The following is a 17,270-nucleotide window of genomic DNA, read 5'->3' as shown; positions in this document are numbered from 1 at the left end:
CCCTGGCCAGCAATCTGGCACACTAGATAGGGTCGAATGGAAGATGATGTTCGACTGCGAATATTACGATGTGCGCGATTTGAAAACTCCTACGCGAAACTACGTAAAAGCGCCAGCATTTTTCACGACGCCGCCTTGAGCGCGGCGGCTGTTTCTGTAAAGGAAAGCTAGGCGTTTCGCCCGCAGAAGGACTAATATGCGCACCTACGTCGCCAGCGAATTGCCCAAAGTCTTCAAGAGCCGCTTCGGCGGCGAACCCCAGCTTTTCCGCGCGCCAGGGCGCGTAAACCTGATCGGGGAACATACAGACTATAACGACGGCTTCGTTCTCCCGGCGGCGCTGGACCTCGCAACCTATGTCGCGATCGCCCCGCGAAGCGACCGCTTGATCCATGTTCACTCTCTCAACCTCGACTCGGATTTGTCATTCGACCTAGACGCCGTTCAGCAGCCGGCGCGGAACTGGGGCGATTATGTGCGGGGAGTCGCGGTCGAGCTTTCGAACTCCGGCTATCGGCTCATGGGCGCGGACGTCGCTGTCTTGAGCACCGTGCCAATGGGGTCGGGCCTCTCCGCTTCGGCGGCGCTCGAGGTCGCCTTCGGCTACGCCTTGCTCAGCGTGTCGAACGACCCGATCGACCGCTTGGAGCTAGCGAAAATTTGTCAGCGCGCCGAGAACGAGTTCGTCGGCATGCGATGCGGGATCATGGATCAATTCATTTCCTGCCATGGCGTCGCAGGCGCGGCTATGCTGCTGGACTGCCGAAGCCTGGAGGCGCGGGCGATACCCGTTGATCCAGCCGTGCGCATCGTCGTTTGTAATACGATGGTCCATCACGAACTCGCGAGCAGCGAATTCAATCTGAGACGCAAAGACTGCGAAGAGGCTGTCAGGCTGCTTGCTCCAAGGCTCGGCGGCGTCTCAGCGCTTCGTGACGTCACGATTGCGCAACTGCAGGAACATGCGTCCGCCCTGCCCGCGCTCATCTTCCGCCGCGCGCGGCATGTCGTGACAGAAAATGTGCGCGTGATCGAGGCGGTCGCCGCACTCGAGCGAAAGGACTTCGTCGAGGCAGGCCGGCTGATGAACGCCTCGCACGAGAGTCTGCGCGACGATTATAATGTCAGTTGCGCGGAGCTCGATCTGATGGTCGAGCTGTCGCGCAAGACCCCGGGCGTCTATGGCGCACGGATGACCGGCGGCGGCTTCGGCGGATGCACGGTGAGCCTGGTGGAGGCGGGCGCGGCCGAAGCCTTTGCCGACAGCGTCGGTCACGCTTATGAGAAAGCGACCGGCCTCGCGCCGATGGTTTTCTCCTGCTACCCCGGCGCGGGCGTTGGCCCAACGCGCCTATGAACGGACGCCGAGATGCTACGCCTGCAGCACGACTCACATCGCCGCCTCAATCCCCTGACAGGCGAGTGGGTTCTCGTCTCGCCCCATCGCACGAGTCGTCCCTGGCAAGGCCAGACGGAAGCAAAGGCGGAAGCCGCCATCCCTGCCTACGATCCGGGCTGTTATCTTTGTCCGGGCAATGTGCGTGCGAATGGCGAACGCAATCCCGCTTATGAGGATGTCTTCGCCTTCACTAATGATTTTGCCGCGCTCCTGCCCAACTCCCCGCATGATGAAATTGATAATAACGGGCTGATCGTCGCCCGCGGCGAACCAGGCGTTTGCCGCGTCGTCTGCTTTTCGCCCCGCCATGATCTCACGCTGTCGCAGATGAGCGTCGACGAGATCGAAAAAGTCGTAACCTTGTGGCGTGAGGAGTTTCAGCAGCTCGACCAGGATCCGATCGTGGGGGCAGTGCAGATTTTCGAAAACCGCGGGGCCATGATGGGTGCAAGCAACCCGCACCCGCACTGCCAGATTTGGGCGACGCATAGCGAACCCAACGAATTGGTCAAGGAGTCGGCGCGCCAGCGCGGCTATCATGCTGCGAGCGGCAACTGCCTTTTGTGCGATTATCTGACCCTCGAGCTCGAGCAGGAAGAGCGCATCATCTGCGCAAACGACGGCTTTGTCGCCTTAGTGCCCTTCTGGGCGACCTGGCCTTTTGAAACCATGTTGCTCCCGCGCCGGCATTTGAGCGCGCTCGACGCGTTCGACGCCGAGGATTCTCGCGCTCTTGCGGATATGTTGAGCCGGATCACGCGCTGTTACGACCGTCTTTTTGAAACGCCCTTCCCCTACTCGATGGGCTTTCATCAACGCCCGAGCGACGGTGACGAGCATCCGCACTGGCATTTCCATGGGCATTTCTATCCACCGCTGCTGCGCTCGGCGACCATTCGCAAATTCATGGTCGGGTTCGAATTGCTTGGTTCGCCACAGCGCGACATCACGCCCGAGAGCGCCGCCGAGCGCCTCCGTCACGCGCTACTGCAAGTCTGATGACGATTCTGGTCATGAGCGTCCAACTCTTCGAGCAAGGATGAAACAACATCGTCGACGGCGGCCGAAACCGTCGGCGAAACGGGCGCGCCCACGTCGAAATTGCGACCCTCGATCGCATAAAGAACGCAACGCCTTGGCAAGGTTCCCAGGGACGAGGCGAGCGAAACCGCCTCGGCGAGGCCGAAGCCATGGGACGATACGCCATATCGCGCTTCGGGCAATACAGAATGGGTCAGGTCGACGCGGCGAATCGTCCCCGGCGGCGCGCCGGAGACGCAGGCGTCGATCAGAAAAACGACCGCCGACTTTTCCATCAAGGCGAGCAAGGTCGTCGCTTCGCCCTCGGTCTCGAGGACCTGCGCCTTCGCAAAGCGCGACAATTTGAGACGGCGCGCCACCTCTCGTCCGGCCCGGTCGTCGCCGCGTTCCGGATTGCCGACGCCGATGATCATGACTGAATCAGAGGCGGGCAAGTCGCTTCAACTCCTGTCCATCTCGAGGCGCAGGAAATGCGTCGCGCAGGAGATACAGGGATCGTAATTACGCACCGTCTGCTCGCAGCGACGCCGTAGATCGTCATCGGGAAGGTGTAGGAAGCCGCCGACGAAATCGAGGAGATCCTCTTCGAGACACGCCTGGTTCTGCGACGTTGGCGGCACGATCTGCGCATCGAGAATCGTTCCCTGCGCATCGAGGCCGTAGCGGTGATACAAAAGCCCGCGCGGCGCCTCGGTCGCGGCGTAGCCGACGCCCGCACGGGGCTCCACAGGCGCAAAAGGCCGGTCCGGCTCCTCATACGTCTCAATGACGCGCAGCGCCTCGTCACAGGCGTAGATCGTCTCGATGGCGCGGACCATGATGCTGCGATATGGGTTGCGGCAGGTTGCGGCAAGGCCGATCTCGCGGGCGACCTCCCGAGCCAGCGGCGACAGCCGATCGAAATTCAGATTGAACCGCGCCAGCGGGCCCGTGAGATAGGAGCCGCCGTCCTCCCGAAGATGAGAATGCAGCGCCGTCGAATGAGAAACGTGGGTCTCCTCGAAATGCGCGTCGTAATCGGCGGCGGAGATGTCGAGCCCACGGTTCGAAACGATGCGTCCCGCATTGAACGGATATTCGTCCGCGGGCCGCAGCGAGACGAAGATGTAGTCACGCTCGCGCTCCGGGAAATCGAAGGTTGACACCCAGCGCGCCGTCTCGATCGCGGCCTCGCGCGCCCATTTCAGCTTTTCAGCCAGCGGCCTGAGCTCGCGTTTGCGCGGCGCGCGGTGGAAGCCGCCGACCCGCACATTCACGGGGTGGATTTCACGCCCGCCGAGCAGCTGCAGAATTTCGTTGCCGACTTTCTTGAGCTGCAAGCCGCGCGTTACCGCCGCGCCGTGGTCGCGCGCCATTTGCACGCCGCCGTCGTAGCCGAGGAAGTCTGGCGCATGCAGCATGTAGATATGCAGCACATGCGACTCGATCCATTCACCGCAATAGATCAGCCGGCGCAAGTCCCGCAACGGGCCGGAGACTTCGACGCCAAGCAGATTTTCGAGCGCATGCACGGCGCTCATCTGATACGCGATGGGGCAAATGCCGCAGATGCGCGCCACAATGTCGGGCGTCTCAGCGAAATGCCGGCCGCGCAAGAACGCCTCGAAAAATCGCGGCGGCTCGAAAATGTTGAATTCGGCGCTTTTCACCTTGCCGTCGCGAACGACAATCTTCAGCGCCCCCTCGCCCTCGACGCGCGCGAGAAGATCAACCTTGATGGTCTTGCGCGTCATGGCGTTGGCTTTCGTTACGGAAGGGTTCCGCGTTGGCGTTGAAGGTGCGGTAAACGCGTTGCAGCCCCTTCTCATCCACCCCCAGGCGCTCGAACCAGCCGCTCAAGGACGGCGCGTTGGGGGTCTCCTTTGGACCGAAGCATCCATAGCAGCCCCTGTCATAGGAGGGACATAAGGCTCCGCAGCCCGCGTGCGTCACTGGCCCCAGGCAGGGAACCGCGCGCGCGACCATAACGCAGACATTGCCCTTCAACTTACATTCGATGCAGACGCTTTGCGCGGGCGTATTCGGGCGGCGGCCGGTGAGAAAGGCCGAGACAACGTCGATCAGCTGGCCCTTGTTGATCGGGCAGCCGCGCAATTCGAAATCGACCGGCACGTGTTGTGAGATGGCCGTGGAGGTCGCGAGCGTTTCAATATATTCGGGATGCGCGTAAACAACCGATGCATATTCCCGCACATCGGCAAAGTTGCGCAGCGCCTGAATGCCGCCCGCCGTGGCGCAGGCGCCGATGGTCACGAGCTTCTTCGAGCGATGACGAACGTCCAGGATTCGCTCGGCGTCATGTGGGGTCGTAATCGACCCCTCGACGAGCGAAAGATCGTAGACGCCCGTCACGTCGCCGCGCGTAGCCTCGGGGAAATAGGCGATCTCCAGCGCCCCAGCGATGGCGAGCAGTTCATCCTCGCAGTCGAGCAGGCTAAGCTGGCAGCCGTCGCAGGAGGCGAATTTCCACACGGCGAGGCGCGGCTTTCGGTGCGCCATCTTAGAGCTCCTTGACGGCAAGCAGGGGGTTCAGACGTGTGAAAGTGAACACCGGCCCATCCCGGCAAATGAAGGTCGGGCCGAGCTGACAATGCCCGCAGTGGCCGATTGCGCACTTCATGTTGCGCTCCATCGAGAGATAGATGAAGTCCTCGGAAAGACCCCGGTCAACGAGCGACATCGCGACGAAACGCATCATCACTTCCGGCCCGCACACCATGGCGATTGTCGCCGACGGGTCGAACGCCTGTCTCGAAATCAATCCAGTGACGACGCCCACATGGCCGCGCCATTCGGGGCCGGCGTGGTCGACGGTCACCTCGACTTCCATGTCGAAACGCCCACGCCAGCTCTCGACCTCGCGGCGGAAGACAATGTCGTCCGGCCGACGGGCGCCAAAGAGAAGCGTCACCTTGCCGTAGCGCGCGCGTTCGCCGAGGAGACGGTAGAGCGCAGGACGCAGCGGCGCGAGGCCGAGGCCGCCGGCGACAAGAAGGACGTCCTTGCCCTCTGCCTGCGCCATCGGCCAGCCGACGCCGAACGGTCCGCGCACGCCGATCGGATCCCCTGGCGCAAGCTTGGTCAGGGCGCGCGAAACGGGGCCGACGGCGCGGATCGTATGGATGAGCGGGCCTTTGGCGGGGTCCCCGCTCACGCTGATCGCAGCTTCGCCGACGCCGAAGGCCGTCAGCATGTTGAACTGACCGGGCGCGTAATTGAAAGGCGCGCCGTCCGCCATTTCGAGTTCGAGGGTCCAGGCGTCGGGCGCATCGTGACGGCGGCGCCGCACATGGGCGACGCGCGGCGCCATTGGGGGCGCGGCGGAGGCGGGCTTGAGAACGCCTGCCGTGTCAGACATGAGCGCCGTAAAGGTCGAGGAACTGAAGCCGCGTTGCATGCAGGCGCTCGAGTAAGACGGGCATGAGACGCTTCATGATGGCGTATCCGAGGTCATGGTCGGCCTCGCATTTATTGCGCAGGCAAAGCGTGTCCATGGCGATGACGCGCGCGCCGTCGAGCGCCCTGGCGTCGCAGGTCCATCGATAGGGGGGCACAAGCCAATTAACGCCGAACACTTCGCCCGGGCCGAGCGTGAGGAAGGTGCTGGCGCCCCGCCCCGGCGCGGAAATTTGCAGCGCCACGCGCCCCTCTCGCAGCAAATAAAAATGATCCGCCGCCTCGCCTTCGTGAAAGATGAACTGCCCTGCCTCGAAACGCGCGTTTTTGGCGCAGCCGCAGGCAAGGGCGACAAAGCCCTTGTCGAGATCGGTGAAAAAGGGATGCTCGGAGAGGATGCGTTCAAGGTTCTCCAAGGCCGTGCCCTCCCGCTTTTTCGCTCGCGCTGATGGCGTGGGTCTCTTCGGTGATGTCGATGCCGACCGGGCACCAGGTAATGCAGCGGCCGCAGCCAACGCAGCCATAGGTTCCAAACTGTTCGTGCCAGGTGGCGAGCTTATGGGTCATCCATTGGCGGTAGCGGGACGACACGCTCGGCCGCACGGCTCCGCCGTGGATGTAAGAGTAATCCATAGTGAAGCAGGAGTCCCAGCGCCGATCGCGCGACGACTCGACGCCGAATAAATCATTGTGCTCCTCGACCGTCGTGCAGAAGCAGGTCGGGCAGACCATCGTGCAATTGGCGCAGGACAGGCAGCGCTGCGCCACCTCCTCCCAGCGCGGATGCTGAAGGTTGCGCATGAGAAGCGCGGGCACGTCTTCAGCCGGCATGTCGCGCCCCATGGTCGCCGCCGTATGGGCGACGACAGCCTCGGCGGCGTCAAGCTCTTCCTCGGTCGCCGCGCGGCCCGGGAGTTGCGCGAGCGCTTCCGCCCCCGCCTGGGACCCTGCTTCGACCAGGAAGAGATGGGCGCTTTCAAAAAGCAGTTCGGTGAGCACGAGATCGAAACCGCGCGTGACCTTGGGGCCTGCCTCCATCGACACGCAAAAGCAGGTTCCGCCCGCCTTGCCGCAATTCACGGCGACGAGAAAGGCGCCCTCGCGCCGCGCGGCGTAATGTGGATCGACGTAGGAGCCGCCTATTAACACCCGGTCCTGAATGGCGATGGCGGCGAGTTCGCAGGCGCGAACGCCGAGGAAGGCGACGTTCTGTGGGCTCGGGGCGTCAGCCTCGACCGTCACCTCGGTCCCTTTTCGCACGGCGCGCCAGAGGCGCAGCGCCGGGAGATGAAGAAATTTTTTCCACGAATGCGGACCGACCGCATAGCCGAACAACGCCCCGTCGTCGCGCTGCGCCAAGGCGTAGCGCCCCGGCTCCTGCTCGTCGGTAAAGCCTCTCGGCAGGTCGGCGACGCCCTCGATTTCGTCGTAGACGATCGCGCCGTCGCTCACGGCCGGGCCAATGACTCTGCGGCCCTGCTGGCGCAACAGGTCAATGAGCGCCTGTAGTCCGCCGGCGTCGATGACGCGCGGCTCCGGGCGGGGAGTGATCTCGTGCATTGGATCGGGATTCTGTGCGAAGGCGTCCTGATCGGCAAGTCGCTATCGGCGATTCGCGGCGAGAAATAAGAGAGGAGACCTTGCTTGCGCTTTGTTACGAAAGCTTGACGCCGGCGTGCGCCGATTGCGGGGGCGGCGACTCACAAAAAATCAGCGCCGCCGCCCAGGTTCGGGCGCCGGCGCGAAAATCTACGCCAATGCGACAAAGTCGCCCGGCGGACTGCATTCTTACTTCGAGGCCGCCGATTTCAACTTCGAAAGCGCGCGGATCTTAACGCGCACGCTCGCGGGCTTGGCGGCGGCCTTAACCATCTCGCCCGTCGCCGGGTTGCGCACGAGCGTGCCGGCCTTGCGCGCCGGCACCTTACGCAGCGTCACTTTCAGGAGACCCGGCAGGGTGAATTCGCCCACGCCTTTGGGATGAACCGAACCGAGGAAAACCCCTTCGAGCGTCGCATAGACGGCCGCGGCCGTCTTGCGCGGAAGGTCGTTTTGCTCGGCGATATAATTGATCAACGCCGATTTCGTCATGGTTTCCTTCACCGGACGAACGGCGGGCGCCTCGGCCTTGCTGACCTTCGTGGTCGCGGCAGCCTTGGTGGTTTTTGCCTTGGCCATCAGAATTCTCTCCTCGTCGCGATCGGCCGCCACATGCTGCGAGCCTGAGCCAACAGACCAAATTGCTAACGATTTACATAATGATTCGCAATCGAACCGTCACATTCGCTTATGTTTTGCCCTCATTTTTGCACGGCGCCGCGGGGCGCGCCGCTCTTACGCGGCTCAAAACAGGCGGTCTCGAGAGGCGGCGGCGCGCCCGCGCCTTGGCCCCATCCCCTTTGTTTGCTAGCCTTTCGCAGCAAATGACAGGCTCTGCGGCGGGGAGGCGGCGACAATGACAGTCCTGGTCGTCAACGGAAAATCGGTCACGTTGGACGTCGAAGAAGACACGCCGCTGCTCTGGGCGGTTCGCGAGAGTCTCGGGCTGACTGGCTCTAAATATGGCTGTGGGATCGGGGCCTGCGGCGCCTGCACCGTCCATGTCGACGGCGCGGCCGTCCGCTCCTGCGCCGTGACCGTCGGCGAGGTCGCCGGCCGTCGCGTGACGACGATCGAAGGCCTTGCCGAGAACGGCCTGTTGCATCGCGTGCAACAGGCTTGGATCGACGCCGACGTCCCGCAGTGCGGCTATTGCCAGAGCGGCATGATCATGGCTGTCGCCGCCCTGCTCGAGGAAAAGCCGCAACCCACCGACGCCGAGATCGACGCCGCCATCACCAATATCTGCCGATGCGGAACCTTCCAACAGGTGCGCGAGGCCATCCACGCCGCGGCCAAGGCCTGAAGGAGACCGGCATGAGCAACGCCTTCCCCATGAACCGGCGCAACTTCGTCGTCGGCGGCGCAGCGCTCGGCGGCGGCCTCTCGCTGGGCCTCGCAGAGCCTTTGCGCGCCGACGCAGCCGAGGCGCCGGAGATCAACGCCTGGATCGTCGTCAAGCCGGACGACACGGTCGTCATCCGCATCGCGCGCGCCGAAATGGGACAGGGGACGCTGACCGGCCTCGCCCAGCTCGTTGCGGAGGAGCTCGATTGCGACTGGTCCAAAGTCACGACCGAATTTCCGACGCCCGGCCAGAGCGCCGCGCGGGGCCGCGTCTGGGGCGACTTCGTGACGGGCGGCAGCATGGGCGTGCGCGCGTCGCAGGACTACATGCGCAAAGGCGGCGCCGCAGCGCGACACATGCTGATTCAGGCGGCGGCCGACGCCTGGAAGGTTCCGGCGGCCGAATGCAGCGTCGACAAAGGCGTCATCGTCCATGCCGCCTCCGGCCGCTCCACGACCTATGGCAAGGTGGCGGAAGCCGCGGCCAAACTCGCGCCGCCCGCCGACGTTCCGCTCAAGGATCCTCGCGACTGGAAGATCGCCGGCAAGGCGATGAAGCGTCTCGACACGCTGGACAAGACAACCGGCAAGACGATTTACGGGATCGACGTCAAGCTGCCGGGGATGCTGAACGCGGCGATTAAGGCCTGCCCCGTCTTTGGCGGAACGCTGAAAAGCTTCGACGAAAACAAGATTGCCGGGTTTAAGGGGATCAAGAAAGTCCTGCGCGTCGGCGACAATGCGGTCGCCGTCGTCGCCGACAGCTGGTGGCGCGCCAAAACTGCGCTCGACGCGCTGCCGATGGTCTGGGACGAAGGCGCCAACGCCAAGACCTCCAGCGCCGACACGGCGAAATGGCTCGCCGAGGGGCTCGATCCCGCGCAGCCCGCGGTCGTGGGCCACAAGAAAGGCGATGCGCCGGCGGCGCTCGCCGGCGCGGCGAAGATCGTCGAAGCTGTCTACAGCTATCCGCATCAGAACCACGCCGCGATGGAGCCGCTGAACGCGACGGCGCTTTATACGCCCGAGAAATGCGAGGTCTGGACCGGCACGCAGAACGAGGAAGCCGCCCGCCAGGCGATTGCCGAGGCCACGGGGCTTCCGATCGAGAAATGCGACGTTCATCGGGTGATGATGGGCGGCGGCTTCGGCCGGCGTCTCTTCATGGACAATGTGCGTCAGGCGGCGCTGATCGCAAAGGAATTTCCGGGTACGCCGGTGAAGCTCTTGTGGTCCCGGGAAGAGGATATGACCCATGGGGCCTATCATCCGGTCACGCAATGCCGGCTCGTCGGGGCGTTCGACGCCGACAACAGGGTGACCGGCCTTCGCATGCGCATTTCGGGGCAGTCGATTTCCGCGAGCGTCAGGCCCCAATGGGTCAAGGATGGCGTCGATCCAGCCGTTTTCCAGGGGCTGGCGGCGACGGGCGAGGCGCAGTTCGGCTACGATCTGCCCAATTTGCTGATTGAACACGCCATGCGTAATCCGCCCGTGCCGCCTGGATGGTGGCGCGGCGTGAACATCAACCAGAACGCCATTTATCTTGAATGTTTCATCGACGAGCTGGCCCATGCCGCGGGCGCAGATCCGGTGGCCTTCCGCAAACAGCTCCTGGCGAAACAGCCGAAGCAGCGCGCCGTCGTCGAGGCGGTCGCCGAGCGGGCCGGCTGGGAGCAGCCCGCGGCCGAAGGCGTCTATCGCGGCGTCGCCTGTTTCATGGCCTTCAACAGCTTTGTCGCCGCGGTCGCCGAGATCACGGTGTCGCCCGCCAACAAGATCAAGATCAGCCGCATCGTCGCCGCGACGGACCCGGGCCATGTCGTCAATCCGGCGCAGATCGAGCGCCAGATCGCCGGCTCCTTCGTCTTCGGCCTTTCCGCGCTCTTTTACGGCGGGATCACCGTCAAGAACGGGCGGGTCGAGCAGGAGAATTTCGATGCTTACGATTCGATGCGCCTCAAGGACATGCCGAAGGTCGAAAGCGTCTTGGCGCCGAGCGGCGGTTTTTGGGGCGGGGTCGGCGAACCAACGATCTGCGTTGCGGCGCCGGCCGTGCTCAACGCCTATTTTGCGGCGACCGGCAAACGCATCCGATCCGCGCCGCTAAAGGACCAACAGATCAGCTTCGCCTGATCTGGCCGCGGAGACGGTCGAGATCGCTTGGGACGTCGACGTCATTCAAGACGTCCTCGTCCACTGGGAGTTCGATCACGCCGTCCAGCTCGCTCAGCAGGCGCTTGGCGCCTTCGTCGCCTTCGAGCGCCATCAGGCGCGGGAACAGGCTCTTGGCGAGCAAAGCCGGATTGCCGCGGCGGCCGCCCTGCACCGGAACGATCGCTGGGGCCTCGGGCGCTTTCTCGAAGGCAAAAATCAGCCCGTCGATCAGCCCCGACGAAACGCCCGGCATATCCGCGAGCAGCACGATGACGGCGTCCGCAGCGGCGGCCGCGGCAAGACCCTTGCGCAATGAAGAGGCGAGGCCGCTAGCGAAGTCGGGGTTATGCGCAAAGGACAGCGGGAGCCCCGCGAGCGCCGCCTCGATCTCCGGCCGGCCATGGCCCGTCACGACGATCGTGTCGCGGGCCCGCGAAGCGAGCGCCGCCTCGGCCGCGCGCCTGACGAGCGGCCGCCCATCGAAATCGGCGAGCAGCTTGTTGCTCGCCCCGCCGAAACGAGAACCACGCCCGGCCGCGAGCAGAACGACGCTGATCCACGACGTCACGCTCATGCGCCGCAGCTTACGAGCCGGCCGGCCGGCTCCGGCGCCTGCACGCTGCGCAGCGGCTTTTGCCCGCGCGCGAGGATGAGCTCCGAGAGGATGGACACGGCGATTTCCGCCGGGCTCACGGCGGCGATGTCGAGCCCAATGGGGGCGCGGAGCCGCTCGATGGCGGCTGGGGGGACGCCGTTCGCCGTCAACCTTTGAAGTCGCCGGCCGTGCGTCGCACGCGAGCCGAGGGCCCCGACATAGAAACAGTCGGACGCGAGCGCGAGTCGCAAGGCCGAATCGTCTATTTTCGGGTCATGGGTCAGCGCTGCGACAGCGGTGTAAGCGTCCAGGCCGATCGCAGGCAACGCCTCGTCCGGCCAGCGCAGATCGAGCTGTGCGCCAGGGAACCGTTCTCGCGCCGCATAGGCGGCGCGCGGATCGACGATGACGACGTCGAAGCCCGCTATTGCCGCCATGGGGGCGAGCGCCTGCGCCACATGCACGGCGCCGATGAGGATGAGCCGGGGCCCAGGCCCGTAGAAACGCACGAAAAGCCGCCGTCCCCCCGAGTCGACCGGACCGCTCGCGCCAGCCCGCAACATCGCTCCGAGCGCGCCTTCCAAAGTGGCGTCGGCGATTTCCGCCACCCGCAGAAGGCGAGCCGCGCCGCCATCGGGCGAGACAAGCAGCGCGCAAGGCCGCCTCGCGGCGGTCTCGGCGATAATCTCGGAAAGCAAAGCGGACCGGGCGTCGTCGACGCGTTCGACATAGACGACGATCCGCCCCCCGCAAGAGAGGCCGGCGCGCCAAGCCGTCTCGTCGGCGACCCCAAATTCGAGACCGCGCGGCGCCCCGTCGGCAATGCAATCGAGGGCGGCGGCGATGACGTCCCCCTCCACGCACCCCGCGGAGACGGAGCCGCAAAACAGGCCGCCCTCCTCGACAACGAGATGCGATCCCGCCGGGCGCGGCGCGGAGCCGAAGGTCTCCGCCACTGTGGCGATGGCGACGCCGCGGCCTTCTCGCCGCCAGCTTTGCGCCTGGCGCAGGATCTCTTTTTCGTCGACAGGCGCGGACAGATTCGAGCGGGTCACGGATCGCCTCTACGGGCTGGCCAGCGGCTCTCGCCGCGGACCGTTATGGATATAGGGGATGCGCGGGACGACTCACGCCTGAAGCGTGGCGCCCGTGACCATGCCGTCCTCGAACCAGCTCGCGAGAAATTGCGCCAGCCGCTCCGGCTCGATGTCGCCGGCTTGTTGGAATGCGGCCATTTGGCAGATGTCGCCGAAGGCGCGCCCTGCCCGCGCCTCGTTCAGGGCCAAATACTCATCCGAATCAAGTTCGCGAAAAACCGACTCCTCGTCGCAACGCCAAACGGCCGCGGCTTCAAACTCTTCCCCGCCGCCGCGCTCCTGGGCCTCGGGCGCATCCTCGTCGCTCACTCGGCTTTCCCCGTTCATCGCCTGATAAGCGGCGAATGTGCCCGGGGCGAGCTGCAGCACGAACAGGCTCGGGTGAAAACCGAAAACGAGACGGGGCGACTGGTCGGCGGGGAAGCCGGCGAGCGCCTGAATGGTCAACGGCTCGGCGTTCGGCGCGTCAAAGGCGTCGACGATGGCCCGCTCGAAGAGCGCCATGGACAAGACCCGCCCATCCTCCCGCCATTGGGGATGCGCGCGAATGTAATCTGGAAGGCCGGTCGTATACCAGCGGGCGTTGCGATCCTTGGGCGGGTTGGCCGAGACATAGTCCCCGATGAGCGTCGCGAAGCGCTCCTCGCCCAAAAGGGCGCGCAGGCCAGGGTAGTCCTCGTGGAGAAAGCTTTCCAGCCGAACGCGGTAGCCCGACTGATAGACATGGAGCAGCTCGTCCCGCGCCGCGCCGCGCCGGGATTCTCGCAATTGGGCGATGAGCGGCGCGTCGCCCTCGCCCGGTCCGGCGAGCAGGCGCGCCTGGAACAGGGTCTGAAAGTCCGAAAGCTTCATGCGGCGCTCAAGGCCCTTTCCGCCGCCAGGCGGGCGTCGATGTCGCGCATGCGCTGCAACTCGTCGAGCAACTCGGAGAAGGGCGGGAAATTGTCGTCCCGCTCGATCATTGCGGAGACGTCGCCGAAACGGCGGCGCGCCCGTTCGTAAAGGGTCCAGACTTCGTCGCAGACCGGCTGGTCGTGCGTGTCGACGCGATGCGTGCCCTTGTCGGTGTGGCCGGCCATATGGAACTGCACGACGCGCTCGACGGGAACGGCGTCGACAAAGGCCTCGGCGTCGAAGCCGTGATTGAAGCTGGACACGAAGATATTGTTGATGTCGAGGAGCAGCAGGCAATCGGCGCGCTCGGCCATCTCCCGCACAAACTCCTGCTCGCTCATCTCGGAAGAAACAAAAGACACATAGGTCGAGGCGTTTTCGACGACGAGCGGGCGTTTCAGATAGTCCTGCACCCGGCAGATGCGCTCGACGATATGATCGAGCGATTCGCGTGTGTAGGGGATCGGCAGCAGGTCGTGGAGGTTGAGGCCGTGCACGCCAGTCCACGCGACATGGTCGGAGACCCAGGCCGGCTCGACGCGCTCGATAAGCTCCTTGAGCCGGGCGAGATAGGCGAAATCCAGCGGATCGGTCGAGGCGAGCGACATGGAGACGCCGTGCATGACGACGGGGTAGTCGGCGCGGATACGGTCGAGCATGGACAGCGGACGGCCGCCCTCGACCATGTAATTCTCGGAAATGATTTCGAACCAGTCGACCGGCGGTCGGGTCGACATGATTTCATCGAAATAGACGGGCCTCAGCCCGAGACCATATCCCAGCGGCGCAGGCTTTTGCATGCGAATTCTCCCGCCTGAAAAACCACTTCCCCGCCTCAGGCGAGAGAGCTTGCGCCGGACCCGCGGGGGTCCGGCGCACGACCGTTACTTGGAGTGGCACTTGCTCTTCATATTGCAGTGGCCCTTGTGGTGATGGCACTGCGCCTTGTGATGGCAGCGGGCCTTGTGATGGCAGGTGCCCTTGGCGCCGCAGTGGGACTTGGCGTGGGTGGCCGAGACATGCGCATGGGCCGGCGCGACCGCCGCGCCGTTGAGGGCGAGCGCGAAAGCGGCGGCGGCGAGCGCCGAACCGGAAACGACCTTGGTCTTCATAAGTTTCTCCTCTGCAAAACGCCCTCGTCCGGGCTGAAACGGCGCCCCTCCCGGGTCTCCGGGAAGACGTGGCGCCGAAAGGGAATTACTTGCCCTCGGCCGGCTTCGACTCCGCCGGCTTGGCGTCGGCGGGCTTCTCGGGCGCCGGGGCCTTGTCCTCAGTCTTGCTCATGGCCGGACAGCCGTTCTTGCCCCCGCATTTGTGTTTCTCGGCCGCCGCCTTGGGGGCGCGGTGCGCCTTGTGCCTGGCCTCCGCCGGGGGCGCGCCGAGCGCCAGGGCTACCGTGGCAAGGGCGGCCGCCGCGCCGCCGAATATCTTTGCCTTCATTGAGTTCTCCAGAGTGCGGCTGCATCGTTTCGCCGCTCGGGGAGATTAGCAGCTGGCGCCGCTTTCGCTAGCAGATTTTGGCCAAACGGCGAACGAGCTGGCGCAGGATGAATGCTAAGGCTTGTCGCACTGCAATAACTCATATTCTGCAATGCAGCAACAAAGCCGCGGCGGCGGCGCTTGCCGCGAGCGCCGCGCGCTGATAGATAGCAGGCGCGCGAAGGGTTTTTTCCCCCGCGCAAACCACTTGGTTTTCGTCCTTCGGGCCGCGCCGGCCAGTTCGCGACAGCGAACTTTTCGTCTCCTCGCGCCCTGCGCGGCGCTGAGACGTTCCGATCGTCGAAAACCGACCGTAACGCAAACCTTTCGCCGGCGCCGCCCCGACCGGGGCCCCCAGGAGAAAAAATGTCCGCCACGACCGATCGCGCCCCCACGCGCGAAGATTTTGCCGCCCTGCTCGAACAGAGCTACGGCGATAACGAGGCTTTCGAGGGTTCCGTCATCAAGGGGCGCGTCGTCGCCATCGAGAAGGACGTCGCCGTCATCGACATCGGGCTGAAGACCGAAGGCCGCGTGCCCCTCAAGGAATTCACCGGCTATGGCCGCGATCCCGCGCCGCAGGTCGGCGAGGAGGTCGAGGTCTATCTGGAGCGCGTCGAGAACGCGCTCGGCGAGGCCGTCATCTCGCGCGACAAGGCGCGCCGCGAGGAGAGCTGGGTCAAGCTCGAAAAGGCCTTCGAGACCAATGAGAAGGTCGAGGGCGTCATCTTCAATCAGGTCAAGGGCGGCTTTACCGTCGACCTCGACGGCGCCGTGGCCTTCCTGCCGCGCTCGCAGGTCGACATCCGTCCGATCCGCGACGTCGGCCCGCTGATGAACGTGCCGCAGCCGTTCCACATTTTGAAGATGGATCGCCGCCGCGGCAATATCGTCGTCTCGCGCCGCACGGTGCTCGAAGAGAGCCGCGCCGAACAGCGTCACGAGATCGTCGCCAACCTCGAAGAGGGGCAGGTGATCGACGGCGTCGTGAAGAACATCACCGACTACGGCGCCTTCGTGGATCTCGGCGGCATCGACGGCCTGCTGCACGTCACCGACATCGCCTGGCGGCGCGTCAATCATCCGTCCGAGGTTTTGACCATCGGTCAGACCGTCAAGGTGAAGATCATCAAGATCAATCACGAGACGCACCGCATCTCGCTCGGCATGAAGCAGCTGCTCGAGGATCCCTGGCAGGGCATCGAGGCCAAATATCCGATCGGCGCGAAGTTCCACGGCCGCGTGACGAACATCACCGACTATGGCGCCTTCGTCGAGCTGGAGCCGGGCATCGAGGGTCTGGTCCACGTCTCCGAGATGAGCTGGACCAAGAAGAACGTCCATCCCGGCAAGATCGTTTCGACCAGCCAGGAAGTCGACGTTCAGGTGCTCGAGGTCGATCCGGTCAAGCGCCGCATCTCGCTGGGCCTCAAGCAGACGCTGCAGAACCCGTGGGAGGCCTTCGCCGAGAAGCATCCGGTGGGCTCGACCGTCTCGGGCGAGGTCAAGAACAAGACCGAGTTCGGCCTCTTCATCGGCCTCGATGGCGATGTGGACGGCATGGTCCATCTCTCCGACCTCGACTGGAACCGTCCGGGCGAGCAGGTCATCGAGGAATACAAGAAGGGCGACGTGATCAACGCTCAGGTTCTCGACGTCGACGTCGAGAAGGAGCGCATCTCGCTCGGCGTCAAGCAGCTTGCGGGCGATCCCTTCGCCTCCGTGGGCGGCGGCGAAGAAGGCGGCGACGTCAAGAAGGGCGCCGTCGTCACCTGCGAAGTGATTGAGGTCAAGGATTCGGGCATCGACGTGAAGATCGCCGGCACTGATCTGACGACCTTCATCAAGCGCAGCGAACTCGCCCGTGACCGCGCCGACCAGCGCCCCGAGCGTTTCGCCGTCGGGGAAAAGGTCGACGCCCGCGTCACCCTCTTCGACCGCAAGGCGCGCAAGGTCGCCGTCTCGATCAAGGCGCTCGAAGTCGCGGAGGAGAAGGAAGCCATCGCTCAATATGGCTCGGCCGACTCCGGCGCGTCGCTCGGCGACATTCTCGGCGCGGCCCTGAAGGCCCGCGAAGAGGGGCCGAAGAAGGGCAAGAAGGGCGAGGAGTAATCCTCTCCGTCAGCGAGACCACAGAAAGCCTGCGCGGACCACGCGCAGGCTTTTTTTCTGCCTTGGCGCGATTTTACCTTGCGTTAACCACGAGGCGAGGCGGCGCCGCTCGTTAACCTTAGTTTTCTGAAAAGCACGCAACATACGGTTGTTG

General features: G+C 64.4%; 18 protein-coding genes. 5 read left to right on the top strand and 13 right to left on the bottom strand.

The window, feature by feature from the left end:
• The first annotated feature begins 196 nt into the window (after positions 1-196).
• Together galK and RVU70_RS10795 are read left to right on the top strand one after the other, a co-directional pair.
• The gene (gene galK, locus RVU70_RS10800) at positions 197-1,357 is read left to right on the top strand and encodes a galactokinase (RefSeq protein ID WP_363346101.1); all 1,161 of its coding nucleotides are present in this window, start codon (positions 197-199) and stop codon (positions 1,355-1,357) included.
• Positions 1,358-1,369: 12 nt separating this feature from the next.
• Complete coding sequence (locus tag RVU70_RS10795; RefSeq protein WP_363346099.1) at positions 1,370-2,398, top strand: UDP-glucose--hexose-1-phosphate uridylyltransferase; 1,029 nt, start codon at positions 1,370-1,372, stop codon at positions 2,396-2,398.
• Here the strand turns inward: RVU70_RS10795 and RVU70_RS10790 are convergent.
• From RVU70_RS10790 to RVU70_RS10760, 7 genes are all read right to left on the bottom strand, one after another.
• Entirely contained in the window at positions 2,377-2,874 is a 498-nt protein-coding gene (locus RVU70_RS10790; RefSeq protein WP_363346098.1) for a hydrogenase maturation protease, read from the bottom strand. The two genes, RVU70_RS10795 and RVU70_RS10790, sit on opposite strands and share 22 nt — an antisense overlap.
• Before the next feature lie 6 nt (positions 2,875-2,880).
• The gene (locus tag RVU70_RS10785; protein ID WP_363346096.1) at positions 2,881-4,173 is read right to left on the bottom strand and encodes a Ni/Fe hydrogenase subunit alpha; all 1,293 of its coding nucleotides are present in this window, start codon (positions 4,171-4,173) and stop codon (positions 2,881-2,883) included.
• Positions 4,148-4,939: an oxidoreductase gene (locus RVU70_RS10780; RefSeq protein ID WP_363346094.1), complete on the bottom strand. Its 792-nt coding sequence runs from the start codon at positions 4,937-4,939 to the stop codon at positions 4,148-4,150. The genes RVU70_RS10785 and RVU70_RS10780 overlap by 26 nt, the downstream gene beginning before the upstream one ends.
• A gap of 1 nt (position 4,940) precedes the next feature.
• Positions 4,941-5,798 carry an FAD/NAD(P)-binding protein gene (locus RVU70_RS10775; RefSeq protein ID WP_363346092.1) on the bottom strand — a complete coding sequence of 286 codons (858 nt, stop codon included), beginning with the start codon at positions 5,796-5,798 and terminating at the stop codon, positions 4,941-4,943.
• Positions 5,791-6,252 carry a cyclic nucleotide-binding domain-containing protein gene (locus RVU70_RS10770; RefSeq protein ID WP_363346090.1) on the bottom strand — a complete coding sequence of 154 codons (462 nt, stop codon included), beginning with the start codon at positions 6,250-6,252 and terminating at the stop codon, positions 5,791-5,793. Before RVU70_RS10770 ends, RVU70_RS10775 begins: the two co-directional genes overlap by 8 nt.
• Positions 6,239-7,396 (bottom strand): 4Fe-4S dicluster domain-containing protein, encoded by a 1,158-nt coding sequence (locus RVU70_RS10765; RefSeq protein WP_363346088.1) that lies wholly within the window; start codon positions 7,394-7,396, stop codon positions 6,239-6,241. Before RVU70_RS10765 ends, RVU70_RS10770 begins: the two co-directional genes overlap by 14 nt.
• Before the next feature lie 228 nt (positions 7,397-7,624).
• Entirely contained in the window at positions 7,625-8,014 is a 390-nt protein-coding gene (locus tag RVU70_RS10760) for an HU family DNA-binding protein (RefSeq protein WP_363346086.1), read from the bottom strand.
• A gap of 277 nt (positions 8,015-8,291) precedes the next feature.
• Here RVU70_RS10760 and RVU70_RS10755 point away from each other — a divergent pair, with 277 nt between their 5' ends.
• Complete coding sequence (locus RVU70_RS10755; RefSeq protein ID WP_363346084.1) at positions 8,292-8,741, top strand: (2Fe-2S)-binding protein; 450 nt, start codon at positions 8,292-8,294, stop codon at positions 8,739-8,741.
• An 11-nt stretch (positions 8,742-8,752) separates the two neighbouring features.
• On the top strand, positions 8,753-10,918 hold the full coding sequence (locus tag RVU70_RS10750) for a molybdopterin cofactor-binding domain-containing protein (protein WP_363346082.1): 2,166 nt from the start codon (positions 8,753-8,755) through the stop codon (positions 10,916-10,918).
• Here the strand turns inward: RVU70_RS10750 and RVU70_RS10745 are convergent.
• The 6 genes from RVU70_RS10745 to RVU70_RS10720 form a co-directional block, all read right to left on the bottom strand.
• Positions 10,905-11,513, bottom strand: a complete 609-nt coding sequence (locus RVU70_RS10745; RefSeq protein ID WP_363346080.1) for a nucleotidyltransferase family protein — start codon at positions 11,511-11,513, stop codon at positions 10,905-10,907. The two genes, RVU70_RS10750 and RVU70_RS10745, sit on opposite strands and share 14 nt — an antisense overlap.
• Positions 11,510-12,589: an XdhC/CoxI family protein gene (locus RVU70_RS10740; RefSeq protein ID WP_363346078.1), complete on the bottom strand. Its 1,080-nt coding sequence runs from the start codon at positions 12,587-12,589 to the stop codon at positions 11,510-11,512. Before RVU70_RS10740 ends, RVU70_RS10745 begins: the two co-directional genes overlap by 4 nt.
• A 72-nt stretch (positions 12,590-12,661) precedes the next feature.
• Positions 12,662-13,483: a DNA-binding domain-containing protein gene (locus tag RVU70_RS10735; protein WP_363346076.1), complete on the bottom strand. Its 822-nt coding sequence runs from the start codon at positions 13,481-13,483 to the stop codon at positions 12,662-12,664.
• Positions 13,480-14,325: a DUF692 domain-containing protein gene (locus tag RVU70_RS10730; RefSeq protein ID WP_363346074.1), complete on the bottom strand. Its 846-nt coding sequence runs from the start codon at positions 14,323-14,325 to the stop codon at positions 13,480-13,482. The genes RVU70_RS10735 and RVU70_RS10730 overlap by 4 nt, the downstream gene beginning before the upstream one ends.
• Positions 14,326-14,409: 84 nt before the next feature.
• Positions 14,410-14,637, bottom strand: coding sequence for a hypothetical protein (locus tag RVU70_RS10725; RefSeq protein WP_363346072.1), 228 nt, complete (start codon positions 14,635-14,637; stop codon positions 14,410-14,412).
• An 85-nt stretch (positions 14,638-14,722) separates the two neighbouring features.
• The gene (locus tag RVU70_RS10720) at positions 14,723-14,965 is read right to left on the bottom strand and encodes a hypothetical protein (protein ID WP_363346070.1); all 243 of its coding nucleotides are present in this window, start codon (positions 14,963-14,965) and stop codon (positions 14,723-14,725) included.
• 405 nt (positions 14,966-15,370) lie between these two features.
• Here RVU70_RS10720 and rpsA point away from each other — a divergent pair, with 405 nt between their 5' ends.
• A complete protein-coding gene (rpsA, locus tag RVU70_RS10715) occupies positions 15,371-17,116 on the top strand; it encodes a 30S ribosomal protein S1 (protein WP_363346068.1) in 1,746 nt (581 codons plus the stop codon).
• Positions 17,117-17,270 lie beyond the last annotated feature (154 nt).

The sequence above is a fragment of the Methylocystis echinoides genome (assembly GCF_040687965.1).
GTDB classification, from domain to species: Bacteria; Pseudomonadota; Alphaproteobacteria; order Rhizobiales; family Beijerinckiaceae; genus Methylocystis; species Methylocystis echinoides_A.
This window is presented reverse-complemented; position numbering and strand designations above follow the sequence as displayed.

Bases quoted from the DNA above. Each gene is read 5' to 3' on its own strand.
- galK (WP_363346101.1), top strand. From the start codon at position 197: ATGCGCACCTACGTCGCCAGCGAATTGCCCAAAGTCTTCAAGAGCCGC.
- RVU70_RS10795 (WP_363346099.1), top strand. From the start codon at position 1,370: ATGCTACGCCTGCAGCACGACTCACATCGCCGCCTCAATCCCCTGACA.
- RVU70_RS10785 (WP_363346096.1), bottom strand. From the start codon at position 4,173: ATGACGCGCAAGACCATCAAGGTTGATCTTCTCGCGCGCGTCGAGGGC.
- RVU70_RS10780 (WP_363346094.1), bottom strand. From the start codon at position 4,939: ATGGCGCACCGAAAGCCGCGCCTCGCCGTGTGGAAATTCGCCTCCTGC.
- RVU70_RS10775 (WP_363346092.1), bottom strand. From the start codon at position 5,798: ATGTCTGACACGGCAGGCGTTCTCAAGCCCGCCTCCGCCGCGCCCCCA.
- RVU70_RS10765 (WP_363346088.1), bottom strand. From the start codon at position 7,396: ATGCACGAGATCACTCCCCGCCCGGAGCCGCGCGTCATCGACGCCGGC.
- RVU70_RS10760 (WP_363346086.1), bottom strand. From the start codon at position 8,014: ATGGCCAAGGCAAAAACCACCAAGGCTGCCGCGACCACGAAGGTCAGC.
- RVU70_RS10755 (WP_363346084.1), top strand. From the start codon at position 8,292: ATGACAGTCCTGGTCGTCAACGGAAAATCGGTCACGTTGGACGTCGAA.
- RVU70_RS10750 (WP_363346082.1), top strand. From the start codon at position 8,753: ATGAGCAACGCCTTCCCCATGAACCGGCGCAACTTCGTCGTCGGCGGC.
- RVU70_RS10745 (WP_363346080.1), bottom strand. From the start codon at position 11,513: ATGAGCGTGACGTCGTGGATCAGCGTCGTTCTGCTCGCGGCCGGGCGT.
- RVU70_RS10735 (WP_363346076.1), bottom strand. From the start codon at position 13,483: ATGAAGCTTTCGGACTTTCAGACCCTGTTCCAGGCGCGCCTGCTCGCC.
- RVU70_RS10730 (WP_363346074.1), bottom strand. From the start codon at position 14,325: ATGCAAAAGCCTGCGCCGCTGGGATATGGTCTCGGGCTGAGGCCCGTC.
- RVU70_RS10725 (WP_363346072.1), bottom strand. From the start codon at position 14,637: ATGAAGACCAAGGTCGTTTCCGGTTCGGCGCTCGCCGCCGCCGCTTTC.
- RVU70_RS10720 (WP_363346070.1), bottom strand. From the start codon at position 14,965: ATGAAGGCAAAGATATTCGGCGGCGCGGCGGCCGCCCTTGCCACGGTA.
- rpsA (WP_363346068.1), top strand. From the start codon at position 15,371: ATGTCCGCCACGACCGATCGCGCCCCCACGCGCGAAGATTTTGCCGCC.